Source organism: Methylobacterium sp. P1-11, from assembly GCF_008329595.1.
Classification (GTDB): Bacteria; Pseudomonadota; Alphaproteobacteria; order Rhizobiales; family Beijerinckiaceae; genus Methylobacterium.
The window spans coordinates 138,396-152,489 of sequence record NZ_NPKS01000006.1 but is presented as its reverse complement, the minus strand read 5'-3'; the positions used below and the strand labels follow the sequence as shown (position 1 = coordinate 152,489).

17 protein-coding genes are annotated in these 14,094 nt (G+C 67.9%); 6 read left to right on the top strand and 11 right to left on the bottom strand.

From position 1 onward, the window contains the following. Positions 1 to 3: 3 nt before the first annotated feature. From CIW48_RS08505 to CIW48_RS08480, 6 genes are all read right to left on the bottom strand, one after another. Positions 4 to 939 (bottom strand): ABC transporter permease, encoded by a 936-nt coding sequence (locus CIW48_RS08505; RefSeq protein ID WP_149310424.1) that lies wholly within the window; start codon positions 937 to 939, stop codon positions 4 to 6. 14 nt (positions 940 to 953) lie between these two features. After that, complete coding sequence (locus CIW48_RS08500) at positions 954 to 1,907, bottom strand: ABC transporter permease (RefSeq protein ID WP_091779580.1); 954 nt, start codon at positions 1,905 to 1,907, stop codon at positions 954 to 956. A gap of 155 nt (positions 1,908 to 2,062) precedes the next feature. Next, positions 2,063 to 3,685 (bottom strand): ABC transporter substrate-binding protein, encoded by a 1,623-nt coding sequence (locus CIW48_RS08495; protein WP_149310423.1) that lies wholly within the window; start codon positions 3,683 to 3,685, stop codon positions 2,063 to 2,065. 111 nt (positions 3,686 to 3,796) lie between these two features. Further along, positions 3,797 to 4,180 (bottom strand): oxalurate catabolism protein HpxZ, encoded by a 384-nt coding sequence (gene hpxZ, locus CIW48_RS08490; protein ID WP_149310422.1) that lies wholly within the window; start codon positions 4,178 to 4,180, stop codon positions 3,797 to 3,799. After that, positions 4,180 to 5,577 carry an AtzE family amidohydrolase gene (locus CIW48_RS08485; RefSeq protein WP_149310421.1) on the bottom strand — a complete coding sequence of 466 codons (1,398 nt, stop codon included), beginning with the start codon at positions 5,575 to 5,577 and terminating at the stop codon, positions 4,180 to 4,182. Before CIW48_RS08485 ends, hpxZ begins: the two co-directional genes overlap by 1 nt. Then, positions 5,574 to 5,768 carry an AtzG-like protein gene (locus tag CIW48_RS08480; protein WP_149310420.1) on the bottom strand — a complete coding sequence of 65 codons (195 nt, stop codon included), beginning with the start codon at positions 5,766 to 5,768 and terminating at the stop codon, positions 5,574 to 5,576. The genes CIW48_RS08485 and CIW48_RS08480 overlap by 4 nt, the downstream gene beginning before the upstream one ends. An 806-nt stretch (positions 5,769 to 6,574) precedes the next feature. On the opposite strand from CIW48_RS08480, the gene CIW48_RS08475 reads away from it, so the two are divergent. Beyond that, a complete protein-coding gene (locus tag CIW48_RS08475; protein WP_091779571.1) occupies positions 6,575 to 6,955 on the top strand; it encodes a DUF6481 family protein in 381 nt (126 codons plus the stop codon). Positions 6,956 to 7,522: 567 nt separating this feature from the next. Further along, positions 7,523 to 7,810 carry a hypothetical protein gene (locus tag CIW48_RS33850; protein WP_149310418.1) on the top strand — a complete coding sequence of 96 codons (288 nt, stop codon included), beginning with the start codon at positions 7,523 to 7,525 and terminating at the stop codon, positions 7,808 to 7,810. Positions 7,811 to 7,825: 15 nt separating this feature from the next. Here the strand turns inward: CIW48_RS33850 and CIW48_RS08460 are convergent, their stop codons facing one another. The 5 genes from CIW48_RS08460 to CIW48_RS08445 all read right to left on the bottom strand — a co-directional run bounded on the left by CIW48_RS08460 (position 7,826) and on the right by CIW48_RS08445 (position 9,925). After that, a complete protein-coding gene (locus CIW48_RS08460) occupies positions 7,826 to 8,032 on the bottom strand; it encodes a hypothetical protein (protein ID WP_091779567.1) in 207 nt (68 codons plus the stop codon). 189 nt (positions 8,033 to 8,221) lie between these two features. After that, complete coding sequence (locus tag CIW48_RS33845; RefSeq protein ID WP_246695176.1) at positions 8,222 to 8,521, bottom strand: HAD hydrolase-like protein; 300 nt, start codon at positions 8,519 to 8,521, stop codon at positions 8,222 to 8,224. A 60-nt stretch (positions 8,522 to 8,581) separates the two neighbouring features. Next, positions 8,582 to 8,836, bottom strand: coding sequence for a hypothetical protein (locus CIW48_RS33840; RefSeq protein WP_246695169.1), 255 nt, complete (start codon positions 8,834 to 8,836; stop codon positions 8,582 to 8,584). Between the two features lie 113 nt (positions 8,837 to 8,949). Then, a complete protein-coding gene (locus tag CIW48_RS08450; protein WP_149310417.1) occupies positions 8,950 to 9,357 on the bottom strand; it encodes a DUF2934 domain-containing protein in 408 nt (135 codons plus the stop codon). A gap of 106 nt (positions 9,358 to 9,463) precedes the next feature. Then, entirely contained in the window at positions 9,464 to 9,925 is a 462-nt protein-coding gene (locus CIW48_RS08445) for an atp-dependent helicase (RefSeq protein ID WP_149310416.1), read from the bottom strand. A 186-nt stretch (positions 9,926 to 10,111) separates the two neighbouring features. Here CIW48_RS08445 and CIW48_RS08440 point away from each other — a divergent pair, with 186 nt between their 5' ends. From CIW48_RS08440 to CIW48_RS08425, 4 genes are all read left to right on the top strand, one after another. Further along, on the top strand, positions 10,112 to 10,678 hold the full coding sequence (locus CIW48_RS08440; RefSeq protein ID WP_091779561.1) for a NifU family protein: 567 nt from the start codon (positions 10,112 to 10,114) through the stop codon (positions 10,676 to 10,678). Between the two features lie 356 nt (positions 10,679 to 11,034). Further along, on the top strand, positions 11,035 to 12,726 hold the full coding sequence (locus tag CIW48_RS08435; RefSeq protein ID WP_149310415.1) for a methyl-accepting chemotaxis protein: 1,692 nt from the start codon (positions 11,035 to 11,037) through the stop codon (positions 12,724 to 12,726). A gap of 179 nt (positions 12,727 to 12,905) precedes the next feature. After that, complete coding sequence (gene tsaB, locus CIW48_RS08430; protein ID WP_149310414.1) at positions 12,906 to 13,580, top strand: tRNA (adenosine(37)-N6)-threonylcarbamoyltransferase complex dimerization subunit type 1 TsaB; 675 nt, start codon at positions 12,906 to 12,908, stop codon at positions 13,578 to 13,580. Continuing rightward, entirely contained in the window at positions 13,577 to 14,092 is a 516-nt protein-coding gene (locus CIW48_RS08425) for a GNAT family N-acetyltransferase (protein WP_091779559.1), read from the top strand. The genes tsaB and CIW48_RS08425 overlap by 4 nt, the downstream gene beginning before the upstream one ends. Positions 14,093 to 14,094: the final 2 nt, after the last annotated feature.

Genomic DNA, 14,094 nt, shown 5'->3' with positions numbered 1-14,094 from the left:
CCGTCATTGGCGGATTTCCATGGCGGCGCGCAGGCCGTCCGAGAACAGATTGAATGCGATCGAGACGACGAAGATGCACACCCCCGGCAGGGCGGCGACGACCGGATTGACGTAGATCGCGGTGCGCAGGGTGTTGAGCATGAGGCCCCATTCGGGCTCCGGCGGACGCACGCCGAGGCCGAGGAACGAGAGGCCGGAAGCCAGGATCATCGAGACCGAGATCAGGCTGGTCGAATAGACGAAGATCGGCCCGACGACGTTCCCCAGGACCTGCACGCGCATGATGGTCAATGCCGAGGCGCCCGAGAGCTTGGCGGCATCGATGTAGTCGCGGCGGCGGATGCCGGTGGTGACGCTCTCGGCCACCCGGGCAATCTGGGGCACGAACACGCATGTCAGCGACACGATCGAGTTGAAGATGCCGGCGCCGAGCGCGCCAGACAAGGCGATTGCGAGGAGCACCGACGGGAAGGCGAAGAACACGTCGATGGTTCGCATCAGGATCGTGTTGGTCCAGCCGCCCACGTAGCCGGCCAGGATCCCGATGCCCGAGCCGATGACGAAGGCGATCAGTACCGGGGTGACGCCGATGAACAGCGACAGCCGCGAGCCCAGCATCAGCCGGCTGATCATGTCGCGGCCGAGTTCGTCCGAGCCCAGCCAGTAGGTCGCGTCGCCGACATGCTTGAGGCGGCGCAGCATGGAGCCCTTGTAGGGGTCCATCGGCGTGATCCAGGGCGAGAGGATCGCGATGAGTACGACGATCAGGATTACGGCCCCGGCGCCCATGGCGACGGGGTCGCGCACCAGCCGGTGGCCGACATGGCCCCAGAAGCCGCGCGATGGAGCAAAGGCGGCCTCGGGACCGTGGGTCACGTCCTCGGCGGCGAGTACGCCGCCGTCGAGGGCGACGGAGGCCGCGGTGACGGGAGCAGTCATCGTCGGGCTCCGTCTCAGGCGCGCTCGATGCGCGGGTCGAGGGCGGTCTGCATGACGTCCACCAGGAGGTTGAGGAGCACGAAGAACATCGCCAGCACGAGGATCGAGCCCTGCAGCAGAGGCAGATCCCGCTGGAAGATCGCGGCGTTGAGGAGGAAGCCGGTGCCTGGCCACGCGAAGACGGTCTCGACTAGGATCGAGCCGCCAAGCAGGTAACCGAGCTGCAGGCCCATGATGGCGAGCGCCGTCGGGGCAGCGTTGCGCACCACGTGCCGGAACACGCCGCGCTCATCCATGCCTTTGGCGCGGAGCGCCTCGACGAAATCCTGGGACAGGATGTCGGCGACCAGTGCCCGAACGGTTCGGGCGATGATGCCCATCGGGATCACCGACATCGTGAAGGCCGGCAGGATCAGATAGCGCAGGTGCTCAAGGTCGGGCCGCCAGTTGCTCGAGCCGTCGGGCCCGGCGCCGGTCGGCGGCAGCCAGCCGAGCGTCGCCGAGAACACGATCACCAGCACCATGCCGAGCCAGTAGTGCGGCACGCTCACGCCGAAGACCGACAGCGCGGAGGCCGCCCGGTCGGCGAGCGAATTTCGGTGGTAGCCCGCCACGAAGCCGAACAGGGTGCCGAAGGTGAAGCCGATCACCGTCGCCACGGAGGCCAGGATCAGCGAGTTGACCACCGCGCGGCTGACCTCGCCCAGCACGGGCCGTCCGGTCGCGATGGAGACGCCCAGATCGCCGTGAAGCACGTGCCACAGCCAGATCAGGTACTGGACCGGCAGCGGCTTATCGAAACCGTAGGCGGCCCGCATCTCGTCGATGGTGGCCTGCGTGGCGTCGGCCGGTAGCACCGCGCTCAGCGGATCGCCCGGAGCGAGATGGACGAGCAGGAAGCAGACCACGCTGACCCCGAACGCTACGGGCGTCACGTAGACCAGTCGTTTGAGGATGTAGAGCAGCATTCAACGCCCTGTGTCACGCGAACGAGTCTATTTCCCTCACCCTGTCGGGAAAGGGCAGAGGTGGGGGTGGCGCATGTGGCCCAAGACGCCGCATCCTGAATTACCCTCACCTCCGGATCCTCTCCGCAAGGGGGAGGCGAGAGGCGTCCCGTTCGCTACCGCCCCGCTGTCGCGATAGTGATCTTCGAAAAGTCCTGGAACCAGTTCTGCGCCTGTACGAAACCTTTAACCTTGGGACTCATCGCCCGCGGGTTCACGTCGTGGGTGATCATGACGAACAGCGCGTCGTCAACATACTTCTCGTGGACTTTCTCGAGGACCTTCGTCTGCTCGGCCTTGTCGAACGTGTTGCGGACCTGATCGAACAATTTGTCCATGGCAGGATCACAGTAGTAGCCCCAGTTGGTGCCGTTCGGCGGGGCGAAGTTGCACTGCAGGTGGCGGATGAAGCCGGTGAATGGGTCCTGGATGAAGTACGAATAGTTGATTGCCGAAACGCCGCGGGAGATATCGGCCTTGGCGCCAGCCCGCCAGATGTTGATCAGGGTGTTCCACTCGACCACCTCGTAATCGACCTGAATGCCGACGTCGGCGAGGTTCTGCTGCACGAATTCGTTCATCGGCAGCGGCTGCATCTGGCCGGATCCCGAGGCCGAGATCGCGACCTTGAGCTTCAGCGGCTTGGCCGGGCTGTAGCCTGCCTCGGCGAGGAGCTTCTTGGCCGCCTCTGGGTCGTATTTTACGTCGAAGGTCGGGTGGCCGAACCACTGGTGGCCCGGCGGCATGAAGCCCTTGGCCGGGATCGCAAGACCGCCGAGCAGCTCTTTCAGGCCCTCACGGTCGATGGCCAGGTTGGCGGCCTTGCGCACGCGGATGTCGTTCCAGGGCGAACCCTCGACCCGCGACAGGTGCCACGTCCAGTTATGCGGGTAGGCGTTGGTGATGATCGTGAACCCGGCGCCCTTGAGCGACGCCACGGAATCTGGTGCGGGTGCCTCGATCCAGTCGACCTGGCCGGAGCGGAGCGCCGCGGTACGGGCATTGGGTTCGGGCAGCGGGATGAGCACGAGCTTGTCGAGCTTCGGTACGCGGTTCGTGTCCCAGTACTCCTTGAACGGCACCATCTCGGCCCGCTCGCGTGGTGCGAACAGGGTGAGCTTCCACGGGCCGGTTCCAGAGGGCTGCTTGGCGAAGGCGTCCCAAGACTTGCCGAGCTTCTCCCATTGGGCCGGCGACGACATCATGATCCAGGCGATCTGGTAGGGAAGCGTCGCGTCGGGCGCCTTCGTGGTGATCTCCACGGTGAGTGGATCGACGACGCGGTAACTCGCCACGGCTGGAATCCGGGTCTTGCCCTGGGCAGACTGGCGCGGGTCGTATTGCGGAGCGTCTGCCTTCAGGAGCTTGTCAAGATTCCAGACGACGGCGTCAGCGGTAAAGTCGGAGCCGTCATGGAATTTGACGCCCGGCCGGAGCTTGAAGGTCCACTTGGTCTTATCGTTGGCGTCGACACCCCAGCTGGTGGCGAGCCCTGGGACGAGATCTGAGGCGAGTTCCGCGCTCGACAGGTCCCAATTGATGAGGCCGTCATAGACCGTATAGCCCATGAACCGCATGCCTTCGCCGCCATTGTCGGTCTGGCCGGTGGTCAGCGGAATGTCAGAGGCGGTCATGCCGATCCGCAACGTCCCCTGTGCGAGGACGGCGGTGCTCGCCGAGATCACCAGGGTGCCGGCCAGCGCCACACGGGCGCCGAGATTTCTCAAACGGGACAGCATCTTGAATCGGACACTCGCGTTGGCCCGAGCCTGAGGGCTGCGGGATACGCTCGACCGTATGCAAGCAAGCGGCCAGACGCTCCGCGGCGCGTGACCAAGCCGAATGCGGCTCTATTCGGCGTCGATCAGGCTGACATGGGCCGCGACCACCCGCCAACCCTCCGGGAAGCGCGCCCAGGTCTGGCTCTGACGGCCGATCTTGCCGGGCGCGCCCGCGCGAGTGAACAGCGTCATGGCGGTGGCGAATTCCCGTCCGTAGGTGGTGACCTGCGTCTGCGCCAGGGTGCGCTCCAGGCCCACCGGCGAGCGCGACCGGCGGAAAGCACGGATCGCGTCCATGCCGTAGAGGTTCTCGCCGATGCCGTACCGGATGGTCAGCGGGTCGTCCCGGAACAAGGCTTCCAGGGTCGGAACGTCGTTGGTGGTGAGCGCCGTTTCGTAGGCCCGGAAGGCGGCCTCGACTTCGGCTTTCACGGCAGGATCGTCAATGACCATCAGGAAAGCTCCGCGATCGGTGCCGTGCTTACGCCGGTTCGTTCGAGATGACGCGCCACGCGGAAGGCAAGATCTTCGCGCCAGGGAGCGGCGATCACTTGGACCCCAAGCGGCAATCCGGCGTCGAGCCGGATCGGTGCAGCCAGGACCGGGAGGCCGATGAACGAGATCGGCTGGGTGAATACACCGATGTTGGCCCGCACCGGAAGCGTGACGCCGTCGAGGACGAAGTGGGTCTGGCCGCCCTTCGGCGCCCGGCACGGTGTGGCCGGAGCCAGGATCACGTCGACGGTCTCGAACACCTCGAGCACGCGCGCCCGATACCAGCGGCGGAAGCGTTGCGCCCGCTCTACGTGCGCGGCCGGGATCATCGCCCCAGCGATCAGCCGGTCTCGCACTGCCGGGTCGAAATCCTGCGGCCGCGTCCGCAGGCGGTCGAGGTGGAGCGTCGCGCCCTCCGCGGCGGTGATCAGGTAGGCGGCCGCGCGTGCACGGTGCGCCTCGGGCAACTCCACTCTGCGTTCCGCCTCCAGGGCGTCGGCGGCGCGCGCAACCGCAGCGAAGGCCTCCGGATCGCCGCCGCGGGCGAAGTGGCCGCCAGCCACTGCGATCCGCAGGCCATCGATGCCGCTTTCCAGCGCGGACAAGACCGGCTCTGCCGGACGCGGCGCCGCCACCGGATCGTCCGGATCGGGCCCCTGCATCGCGTCGTAGGCAAGCGCAAGATCGGTCACGCTTCGTGCCATCGGCCCTAGATGGTCGAGGCTGCCCACGAAGGGGAAACTTCCCGCGCGCGTCAGACGGCCGTAGGTCGGCTTGAGGCCGAAGCAGCCGCAGAAGGCCGCCGGAACGCGGATCGACCCGTTGGTGTCAGAGCCCAGTGTCAGGGGCACCATGCCGGCCGCGAGGGCCGCACCCGAGCCGCCGGACGAGCCGCCGGTCATATGGTCGAGGGCGTGCGGGTTGTGGGCATCGCCGTCGTGGACGTTCTCGCCGGTGAAATCGTAGGCGTACTCGCCCATATTGAGGCCGCCCACCAGGATCGCCCCCGCCGCTTCCAGACGCCGTACCAGGGCACCGTCCCGCTCGGCGGGCGGCCGCTTCCGATTGATCTTTGATCCGGCACGGGTCGGGAGGCCCGCGATGTCGATCAGGTTCTTCACCGCGAAGGGCACGCCCGCGAGCGGTCCCGGCACCGCGCCGCCGCGGAGCGCCGCGTCCTGCGCGTCGGCCCGGGCCAAGGCGCGGGCGGCCAGCACGTCGGTGAAGGCGCCGACCCGACCGTCAAGCCGCCCGATCCGCTCCAGCGAATTCATCACGCTCTGTCGTGCGGTGGACTGACCGCTGGCAATCGCCGCGGTGATCGCGGCGGCCGTCCGCGAATCGCTCGCAGTCACGCTTCGAACCTCGGTGCTGCATCGGCCTCGTCGCCCAGGGGGAATGCCTCGACGAGCTCGGCCGCCGCGGCCAGGACCCGAAGATTGGCGGTAACCGGCGCGATCCACATCGGGTCGAGATTGAGGCCGAGAAGAGCGGCGGCAGCCTCAGCATAGGTCACTGGATCGAAGGCAGTGGGTGTTTCAAGCATCGCTGTCCTCAGGCTCGGTTCGGCAAGCACTGTTGGAATGCCAAGCAGGCCTCGTGCCGCGAAGAGACCCGGCCCCTACTTGTGCTGCTCGACATTGTTGCCTCTATTTTAGGCATTTTCGGCTGCGATGCCAGAGCGGGCACAGCAGTGAGGCACGAATGCGCAGGCCGTGTGCAGACCCTAGCGGATAAAGTTCGGGCGCGGCGTCGTACCGACTTCCGGAGACGATCGACTGCCGCTTCGTGCAGCCACGCGGCAGAAATGCTGTGGATTTTGCAGATCTGCTTTGTGAAACAAGAATGCGTTAGGCCGCGCGACGTTCACGCCGCACAGGATCGACTTGGTCGATTATGATTGGCGCGCCCACCTGAGCGCCTGCTCCCGTCCTTGTCCGAAGCTTGTGCACGACCTATCTGTCTCAGGCAGCGCTTTTCGCGCGTGATGATGCAATCCCACCCCTGCTGCTCTGAGCCGTTCGCTGAGTCGATGGTCTGAGGTTTTTCGGCATCGCCGGTCGAAACTTTTACAGAGATTGCGTGCTTTGTCGCTGCAGCGGCCTCTTGCGCAGATCCTGACGATTGCATCGCGCGTGAAGCTCTGATTAAGGGCTTTGCGTTTTTCGAACCCTGGTCCGACCCGAGCGCTCGGTCGAAAGCCGAGCGCTCGGGTCGGACCATCGGCTGTACCGATGGATCGATGCGGTTCCGAGGCACGGGGACGGCGTTGGAAACTGCAGACTGAGTACGTGCCCGGCCTCGCCGGATGTTCCCGCAACACGCGAGACGTACCAAACCGAGAAAGGTCATATGAGCGCATTCGACTACAGGAATTTCGACGACCGCCGCCAGAACTCCCAGAACGCCAAGGCCGCTTTGCTGGCCAAGTTCAAGGCGCGCCCGCCGGCCGACGATCCGGATGTGATTGCCAAGGCCAAGGCGCGTGCCGAGATCGCCAAGGCTCGGGATGAGCGCCTCCGCGAGCGCGAGGCCGCCAGAATCGCCGCCGAGCGGCAGGCCGCCGAGGAAAAGCGCCAACGGGAGGAGGCGGAACTCGCCGCCCAGCTCGCCCGCGAGGCTGCCGAACTTGCAGCGGCGCAGGAGCGCAAGTCGGCCGAGCTGGCCTCCAAGAAGGCGCAACGCGATGCGCGTTACGCGGCCCGCAAGGCGAAGGTCAAGACCAAGCGCTGATTGCGGACCGGTGGCTCATCCGAAGTTCGGGAGCCGCGACGCCCGCCGCAAGGCGGGCGTCGTCGCATGTAAGGATGCTGTCTAACTCCGGAAACCCACGGGCGCCTCGGCGCGTTGGGCGCTGCTGAACCCGCTACGCGCTGATGCGGCGCGGGTAGCCGAGGCCGTGATGCGATCCCGACCAATATTGGCGCTTGTCCTGGGTGCTCTGACACTCGCGGCGCCGTCAGATCCACGGGCGCGGGAGGCTGACTCGCTGGTCGCTTGCGAGACGTTGATCTCGGCACGCCGGATCGATGCGGCCTCCGGGGCTGCCGCCCCTGCTCCCTCGGAGGCCGGCTGCCGTCATATACCGAGCAGCGACGTCGGCCCCGTCGAGCAACGGGCGCTGATCGGTGGCAGACCCTATGAATGCGTGATTGTCGCCAATGCGGGACGATGCCTGTGGCTCGTGCCCTGAGTCGAGCCAGACATCGATTTCGCGAGGCCCCGTACTCTGACGAAGCTTTCCTGGTAAGCGCGGCGCGCTATTTCGGCCTGTCGAGTGAGTGAGGTCCGAACGTCAGTATGCCGAGTACCCTGGCAAGCACGCGTAAATTGGTATTCGCCTCAGCCTGGATCGTCTCGGCTCTAATTTGCGGGGCTGCCCGAGCAGAGCCGCCGATCCGGAGCCCTGAGGACGCGGCGTGCCGCAACGAGGCCCGTGCCAAGGTCTTTTCCGCGCCCAATCCCCAAGGGCTGGAACTCGAAGAGATCGGGCGACGCATCTACTTCGCCTGCATGAGCCGCGTTGCACAGGCGGCCTCGCCGCCGGTGAAGCGCGGAAGCCGGCGTCATCGACACCGGCGGCCTTGATCCGCGACGTTGCGCTCAGGCGTCGAGCGGAGCACCGATCCGGGCGCGGAGCCGGAGGCGTAGGGCCTCGTTGCCCCCCTCGGCCTCGAGCGCGGCCATCAGGCGGAGCAACTGGCTCAGCGGGGTCGACCGGCTCTCGACGGCATCGGCGATCTGCTCCGACAGCGTCTTGGCGGCCGGTACGAAGCGCGGTGCCGGGCTGGCCTGGTGAGTCTGGGGCATGCGAGGCGCTTGTCCTTCGAAGGAATCCAGATTGGCGGGCGGGTCGCTACGCCTTTCAGTCGTTCGGTACCAGCCCCTTTCGCGTGAATACGTAGCCGGCATCGCTCCGCGTTACCCTCAGGCAACAGCGCGGCGGGAAAGTGTGGACGACGGTGGCACTTTCGCAAAAGCTGCTTGCCCAGGCGCAATTCACCTGCCGGCGAGCGGCGGCTGCGCGAATCGGTTGTTTAGATCCGGCAGATCACGGTCGATCGCCACGCAGCCGGCTGCGATAAGATCCGTCTCTGGAAAGCCGCCGCAGACGAGTTCGATCCAGCCCAGGCCTGCTTTCGCGGCAGCCTCGGCATCGTAGGGCGTATCGCCGACGACGCGGATATCGTCGTGCGTCATGCGGTCCAGCTTCTTCAGGGCGACTTCGAGCCTGTCGGGGTGCGGATTCGATCGGTCGGTATCGTCCGAACGCGTGGCGACGTTGAGCAGGTCGCCGATCCCTAAGATCTCAGTATAGCGCTCGACCTCGGAGCGCTTTCCCGATGAGGTGAGCGCAATCTACGGGCCGGCGGCGCGGATCCGTTCGGACAGCGGCCGGACACTGGGGAAGGGCCGGACCTCGGACAGGTAGCGCCGCTTCAACAGGATCGAGCGGTAGGCCTTGATCGTTTCCCTTTCCTGCTCGATCCCCTCCAACGGGAAGACGGGCATCAGTTCGTCGCCGCCTTTACCGATCTGGCGGCGGACCTCCGTGAAGTCTGCCGTCACGCCGAAATGCGCGAAGCCTCCACCCAGGCGAGCCAGGCCGGACAACCTGTCGGGTGTCGGTCAGTTCCGTCCGGTCGGGGCGCACGAACGAAAGAAGCCCGCCCCTGCTAAGGGACGGGCTTCGAAGAGGGGCTCGGCAACGCCGAAGCGTCGGTCCGTCAGTGCATCGAGGCCGGGGTGCGGGCGGGCTTCGCCTTCGCGGCGAGGCCTGCGGTAACGGCCGTCTTGGAGGCCCGGGCGGTTTTCGGGGCGGCCGGCTTCGCGGCGGCCTTCACGGGCGGCGCCTTGGTGGCCGCCGGCTTTGCGGCGACAGGCTTGACGGCGGCAGGCTTGGCGGAGGCGGTCTTGGAAGCGGACGGCTTCGCGGCACCGGACTTCGCAGGGGTGGCCTTGGAGGGCTTCAGTGTCTCGGCCGTCTCGGATGCCGGGGCAGCCGCGATGATCGTGTTCGCGCGCAGTTCGGCTTCGGCGCGGATCCAGTGGGCAGCAGCCTGCCCGTGAACCCGGCCTTCGTTCTCCCAGATGTAATAGGCGCACTCGCGCACGTGGTGCTCGCTGATCAGCATGCGGTCGATCTCCTGTCCGTCCCGGGGCGACGATGGGAGAGTGGGGTTAAGCGTCAGTTAACCCTGCCCGCGGCGTCTGGAGGCGAACGGCGCGCCGGCGCACGGCCTATTCTGCGATCCCCAAGACCCGTCGCGCTTCGGTCAGGAGCACCGCGTGCCGAGCCGCGCCGGGACCCTGATCCGGCGCCTCTCGGCCGGCCCGGGCAATCAGGTCCTGGAACCGGCGCCGGTCGAGGGCGCGGGGGCCGATGCTCGCGAGAACGGCCCCAAGGACGGTCCGCACCGCCTCGGTGCGCTCGTCGGCCATGGCGGCGGCCTCGGCTGCGGCCGCGTGGTTCCGGGCGACCGTCTCCGCGACGGATGCTGCCTCCGACCGCGCTTCCGCGTTCTCGAGCGCCGCCGCAAGGCGCCGCCCGTCCTGCCAGGCCTGGTCGTGCTGGTGCGTGCGCAACGCGAGGAGCACCTTGAGCGAAGCCGCTTCCGAACGCGCCGCTTCCAGCTTGGTTTGTGCCTCGCGCAGATCCGTCAGCAATTCCTGCGCGAGGGTCTGGTCCGCGGTCACGTCCACTGCCGGCTCCTCTGGCTTCCCGATGCCGCCCGTCCTGTCGTGACGCCGCTCGAATGTCCACTCTCACGGGCAGGCGAGACCGGGTCGACCGGTTGAGAAAATCCGCTTGCCGGTCCACATGGAAGGTGGCGCCTCGCGGCGCCTGTCCCGGCCGGCCTTGAACCGGCGCAGCGGAGTGATCCCATCATGTTCATCCAGACCGAAGCCACGCCGAACCCGGCCACCTTGAAGTTCCTGCCCGGCCGTGTCGTCCTGGCTGAATCGACCTTCGAGGCGCGGGACGCCGAGGCCGCCGCCCGGTCCCCTCTGGCGTCGGCGCTGTTCGCCGTTCCGGGCGTGGCAGGCGTGTATTTCGGCCACGACTTCATCTCCGTGACCAAGGCCGAGGATGGCTCGGAGTGGGCGCAGGTCAAGCCGGCCGTGCTCGGCGCGATCATGGAGCACTTTCAGTCCGGCGCGCCGGTGATGGCCGAGGGCGGCCACGGCGAGATCGAGGCCGGCGAGGAGTTCTACGACGAGGCCGACCACGACACCGTCGTGACCATCAAGGACCTGCTCGAGACCCGGGTGCGCCCGGCGGTAGCGGGCGATGGCGGCGACATCACCTTCCGCGGCTACAAGGAGGGCGTGGTCTATCTGGAGATGAAGGGTGCCTGCTCGGGCTGCCCATCCTCCACGGCGACCCTCCGGCACGGCGTGCAGAACCTGTTCCGTCACTTCCTGCCGGAGATCCGCGAGGTCCAGGCGATCTGACGATCCGGCCTCACAGAGCAGCCTGCGGGCCATGCCATCGGGTATGGCCCTCGGGCGAATGTTGCCCGCCGCGTCACACCGGCCAGCCTGTGGCCGCTGCTGAGCGGCCATCAACAGGTTGGCGGTGCCCCGGTGGCGGTTATCCGGCCGATTACGATGCGTCGCAGATGGGCGAATAGCGTTTCTTGAGCCGGCGCGTTGTCCGGCTGTTGGGCAATTTGCGGGCGAGTATGACTTAGTCACGGATCGTCCGCATCTTCGATTTGTTGAATAATCGGCTCCGGGTAATACACGAATTTATCTTGACGAATGCTGTTGCGGCTTGTCCGGGTTGCGGATCGTTCCCGGAGATTCGCATGGACGTCCTCGCGCGCACGAAGCTCCTCACGAAGCTCCTGTCGATCAATCTGATCGTCGCCGTGATCGTCGGCGGCTGCATCTGGTTTGCGCAGAACCGCATGATGGCGGTGGATGCTGCCTATTCCACGATGATCGTCCGCGACGCGAAGGCGGTCTCGAATGTCCGCCGCAGCAACCGGCTGCATATGACGCTGGCCTACCTGCTGTACCGCCTGATCGGCGAGACCGACCCGGAACGGATCCGCTCGATCGTTGGCCGGTTCGACACGGTTGTCGGCGAGACCGGCGAGACGCTCGCCGAACTGGCCCGGCAGGTCCCGGCCTTCTCCGACTTGGTACTGGCCCAGCGGGACCGCACCGACCTCTTTGTCGCGCAGGCTTTGGCGGTGCGCGGCCTGGCCCTGGCGGGTCAGAGGGCTGCGGCGCTCGACCGCGCGCGTGAGGAGATCGATCCGAGCATCACGACCCTCGGCATCGAGGGGAAGCGGCTCGGCGATGCCATCGAAGGCAGCATGTACGCGCGGTCCGATGCGCTCACGGTCCAGACCGGGGCGGCCCGCTACGGTCTGATCGGGTTCGGTGCCCTCGGATTGCTCGCCGGCGTCGTCTGCGCGAGCCTGGTTTCCGTCCTCGGGATCTCCCGGCCCCTGGGCCGCTTGGTCGCCGCGCTTGAGCGCATGGCCCGCGGCGAGGTCATGGCGGAGATCGCGGAGGCGCGCCGTCGCGACGAGATCGGCGCCGTCGGACGGGCGGTCGATGGAATCAAGGCCATGATGGTGCGGAAGGCAGCCGAGGAGGCCGAGCGCCTGCGCCGGGCTGATGCGGCCACCGCTCAGGAACGGCGGCACGCGACGGTCGCCCTGGCGGCGCGGTTCGAGGAGGCGGTCGGCGGTATCGCCGCCCAGGTCTCCGCCTCCGCGGCGGAGCTGCAGGCCACCGCCGCGCGTATGACGTCCGCGGCTGCCGAGGCGGCGAACCAGTCCGGCGCTGTGGCGACCGCCGCCGAGGAGGCCGCCTCCAACGTCGGCACCGTGGCGGCGGCGGCCGAGGAACTCGGCACCTCGATCACCGAGATCGGCCGGCAGGTCGAGAACGCGTCCGATCTCGCCCGACGGGCCGTGGGCGAGGCAGACCAGACCGTCCATCGGATGCAGGCGCTGAGCGGTGTCGTGGCGAAGATCGACACCGTGGTCGGGTTGATTGCTGCCATCTCAGGCCAGACGAACCTGCTGGCGCTAAACGCGGCGATCGAGGCGGCCCGGGCCGGCGAAGCCGGATGCGGCTTCGCGGTGGTCGCCGCCGAGGTCAAGGCGCTGGCAAGCCAGACCGCCAGCGCCACCGACGAGGTCGCGGCCCAGATCGGCGCGGTCCAGGGAACGACCCATGCGGCGGTCGCCGCGATCGGCGCGATCACCGGCCGGATCCGCGAGATCGACGATCTGGCGGCCGGCATCGCGGCCGCGGTCGAGGAGCAGGGTGCGGCCACGCGGGAGATCGTCCGCAACGTCGCTGAGGCGGCGAGCGGAACCGGTGCGGTGACGGGCAACATCGCCGGCGTTGCCAAGGCCGCGGAAGGAACCGGCATGGCGGCCGCGCAGGTGCTGGAATCGGCCTCCGATCTGTCTCGGCAATCCGGCCGCCTCACCGAGGAGGTGCGCCGCTTCCTCGAGACCGTGCGCGCCGCGTGACGGCCCGCGCACCGTCGACGTCCACCGGCGCAAGCCGGCAACACTCCACCGTTGATCCGTCCGGCGCGGCTGCCCCGACGCTGACGACGCGGCGGTTTTGCTCTAACGCTTGAGACTCTGCGCGCCCGTCGCAGCGCAGGGAGGCAATGGCCGGTTCTGACCGGCCCGTGGGAGTGAGCGTGCGTATCCTGGCCATCGACACAGCGCTGGACACCTGCGCCGCCTGCGTCATGGCGGAGGATGCCGAGGCGCCCCTCGCCGCCGAGTCGCTGCCGATGGCGCGCGGCCACGCGGAATCCCTGCTGCCGCTGATCGAGCGGGTGATCGCCCGGGTCGAGGGCGGATTCGAAGCGATCGACCGCGTCGCCGTCACGGTCGGGCCGGGCAGCTACACCGGGCTGCGGGTCGGGCTCTCGGCGGCGAGGGCGATCGGACTTTCGACCGGGAAGCCAGTGGTGGGAGTCGGCACCCTCTCGGCCCTCCTGACACCCCTCCTGGCCGAGACCGTCGAGGGTACGATCGCGGCGGTGATCGATGCCCGCCACGGCGCCGTCTACGTCCAGGCCCTGGGATCCGGCGACGGCCTCGCGCCCGCGCATCTCCCCGTCGACGAGGCGGCCGAGCGGCTGGGCTCCGGCCCGGTGGTGCTCACCGGCTCCGGCGCGCCGTTGCTGGCTGCGGCTTTGGCCGAGCGCGGCGTCGAAGCCCGCGTCGCCAACGTGGCTGGTCCCGATATCGTGTCGGTGGCGTCCCTCGGCCTCGTCGCCGATCCGGCGCAGGCGCTGCCCCGGCCCCTCTACCTGCGAGGCCCGGATGCGCGGCCGCAGGACCATGCGCGGATCGCACGGCGATGACGCGCCCGCTCCCCTTCTGGCCCTTCGACTGGTGGTTCGCGTGGTGGGACGCGCTGACCCCGGAGCCCTACGTCGCCCCCCTCCGCGACGCCGCGCAGGCCCCTGCCCTTGCCCGGCTCCACGCGACGGCCTTCGCGCGCCCGTGGGACGCGCACGAATTCGAGCGCATGCTCTGCGAGCGCTCGACCCACGCGCATGGCCTGTGGCGCGCCGGGATGCTTCAGGGCTTCGTGCTCTCGCGCCGGGCGGCCGACGAGGCCGAGATCCTGACGGTCGTGCTGTCCCCGGCTCTGCGCGGCGGCGGCCATAGCCGCAAGCTGCTCCGCGAGCATCTGTCGAGCCTCGCGCTCGACGGGGTCGCCCGGGTGCATCTGGAAGTCGACGAGGGCAACGCGCCTGCCCTCCGCCTCTACGCGCGGCACGGGTTCCGGCAGGTGGGCTCGCGCACCGGCTATTATCTGAAGGCTGACGGCAGCCGGGCGACCGCGCTGACGATGAGCGCCGATCTGTGACG

What these genes read in the sequence shown, in the direction of transcription:
- CIW48_RS08480 (WP_149310420.1), bottom strand. Translation starts at nt 5,768, where the DNA reads ATGCTTGAAACACCCACTGCCTTCGATCCAGTGACCTATGCTGAGGCT.
- CIW48_RS08435 (WP_149310415.1), top strand. Translation starts at nt 11,035, where the DNA reads ATGGACGTCCTCGCGCGCACGAAGCTCCTCACGAAGCTCCTGTCGATC.
- CIW48_RS08460 (WP_091779567.1), bottom strand. Translation starts at nt 8,032, where the DNA reads ATGCCCCAGACTCACCAGGCCAGCCCGGCACCGCGCTTCGTACCGGCC.
- CIW48_RS08475 (WP_091779571.1), top strand. Translation starts at nt 6,575, where the DNA reads ATGAGCGCATTCGACTACAGGAATTTCGACGACCGCCGCCAGAACTCC.
- CIW48_RS08450 (WP_149310417.1), bottom strand. Translation starts at nt 9,357, where the DNA reads ATGCTGATCAGCGAGCACCACGTGCGCGAGTGCGCCTATTACATCTGG.
- CIW48_RS08505 (WP_149310424.1), bottom strand. Translation starts at nt 939, where the DNA reads ATGACTGCTCCCGTCACCGCGGCCTCCGTCGCCCTCGACGGCGGCGTA.
- CIW48_RS08495 (WP_149310423.1), bottom strand. Translation starts at nt 3,685, where the DNA reads ATGCTGTCCCGTTTGAGAAATCTCGGCGCCCGTGTGGCGCTGGCCGGC.
- CIW48_RS08425 (WP_091779559.1), top strand. Translation starts at nt 13,577, where the DNA reads ATGACGCGCCCGCTCCCCTTCTGGCCCTTCGACTGGTGGTTCGCGTGG.
- CIW48_RS33850 (WP_149310418.1), top strand. Translation starts at nt 7,523, where the DNA reads ATGCCGAGTACCCTGGCAAGCACGCGTAAATTGGTATTCGCCTCAGCC.
- hpxZ (WP_149310422.1), bottom strand. Translation starts at nt 4,180, where the DNA reads ATGGTCATTGACGATCCTGCCGTGAAAGCCGAAGTCGAGGCCGCCTTC.
- CIW48_RS08440 (WP_091779561.1), top strand. Translation starts at nt 10,112, where the DNA reads ATGTTCATCCAGACCGAAGCCACGCCGAACCCGGCCACCTTGAAGTTC.
- CIW48_RS08500 (WP_091779580.1), bottom strand. Translation starts at nt 1,907, where the DNA reads ATGCTGCTCTACATCCTCAAACGACTGGTCTACGTGACGCCCGTAGCG.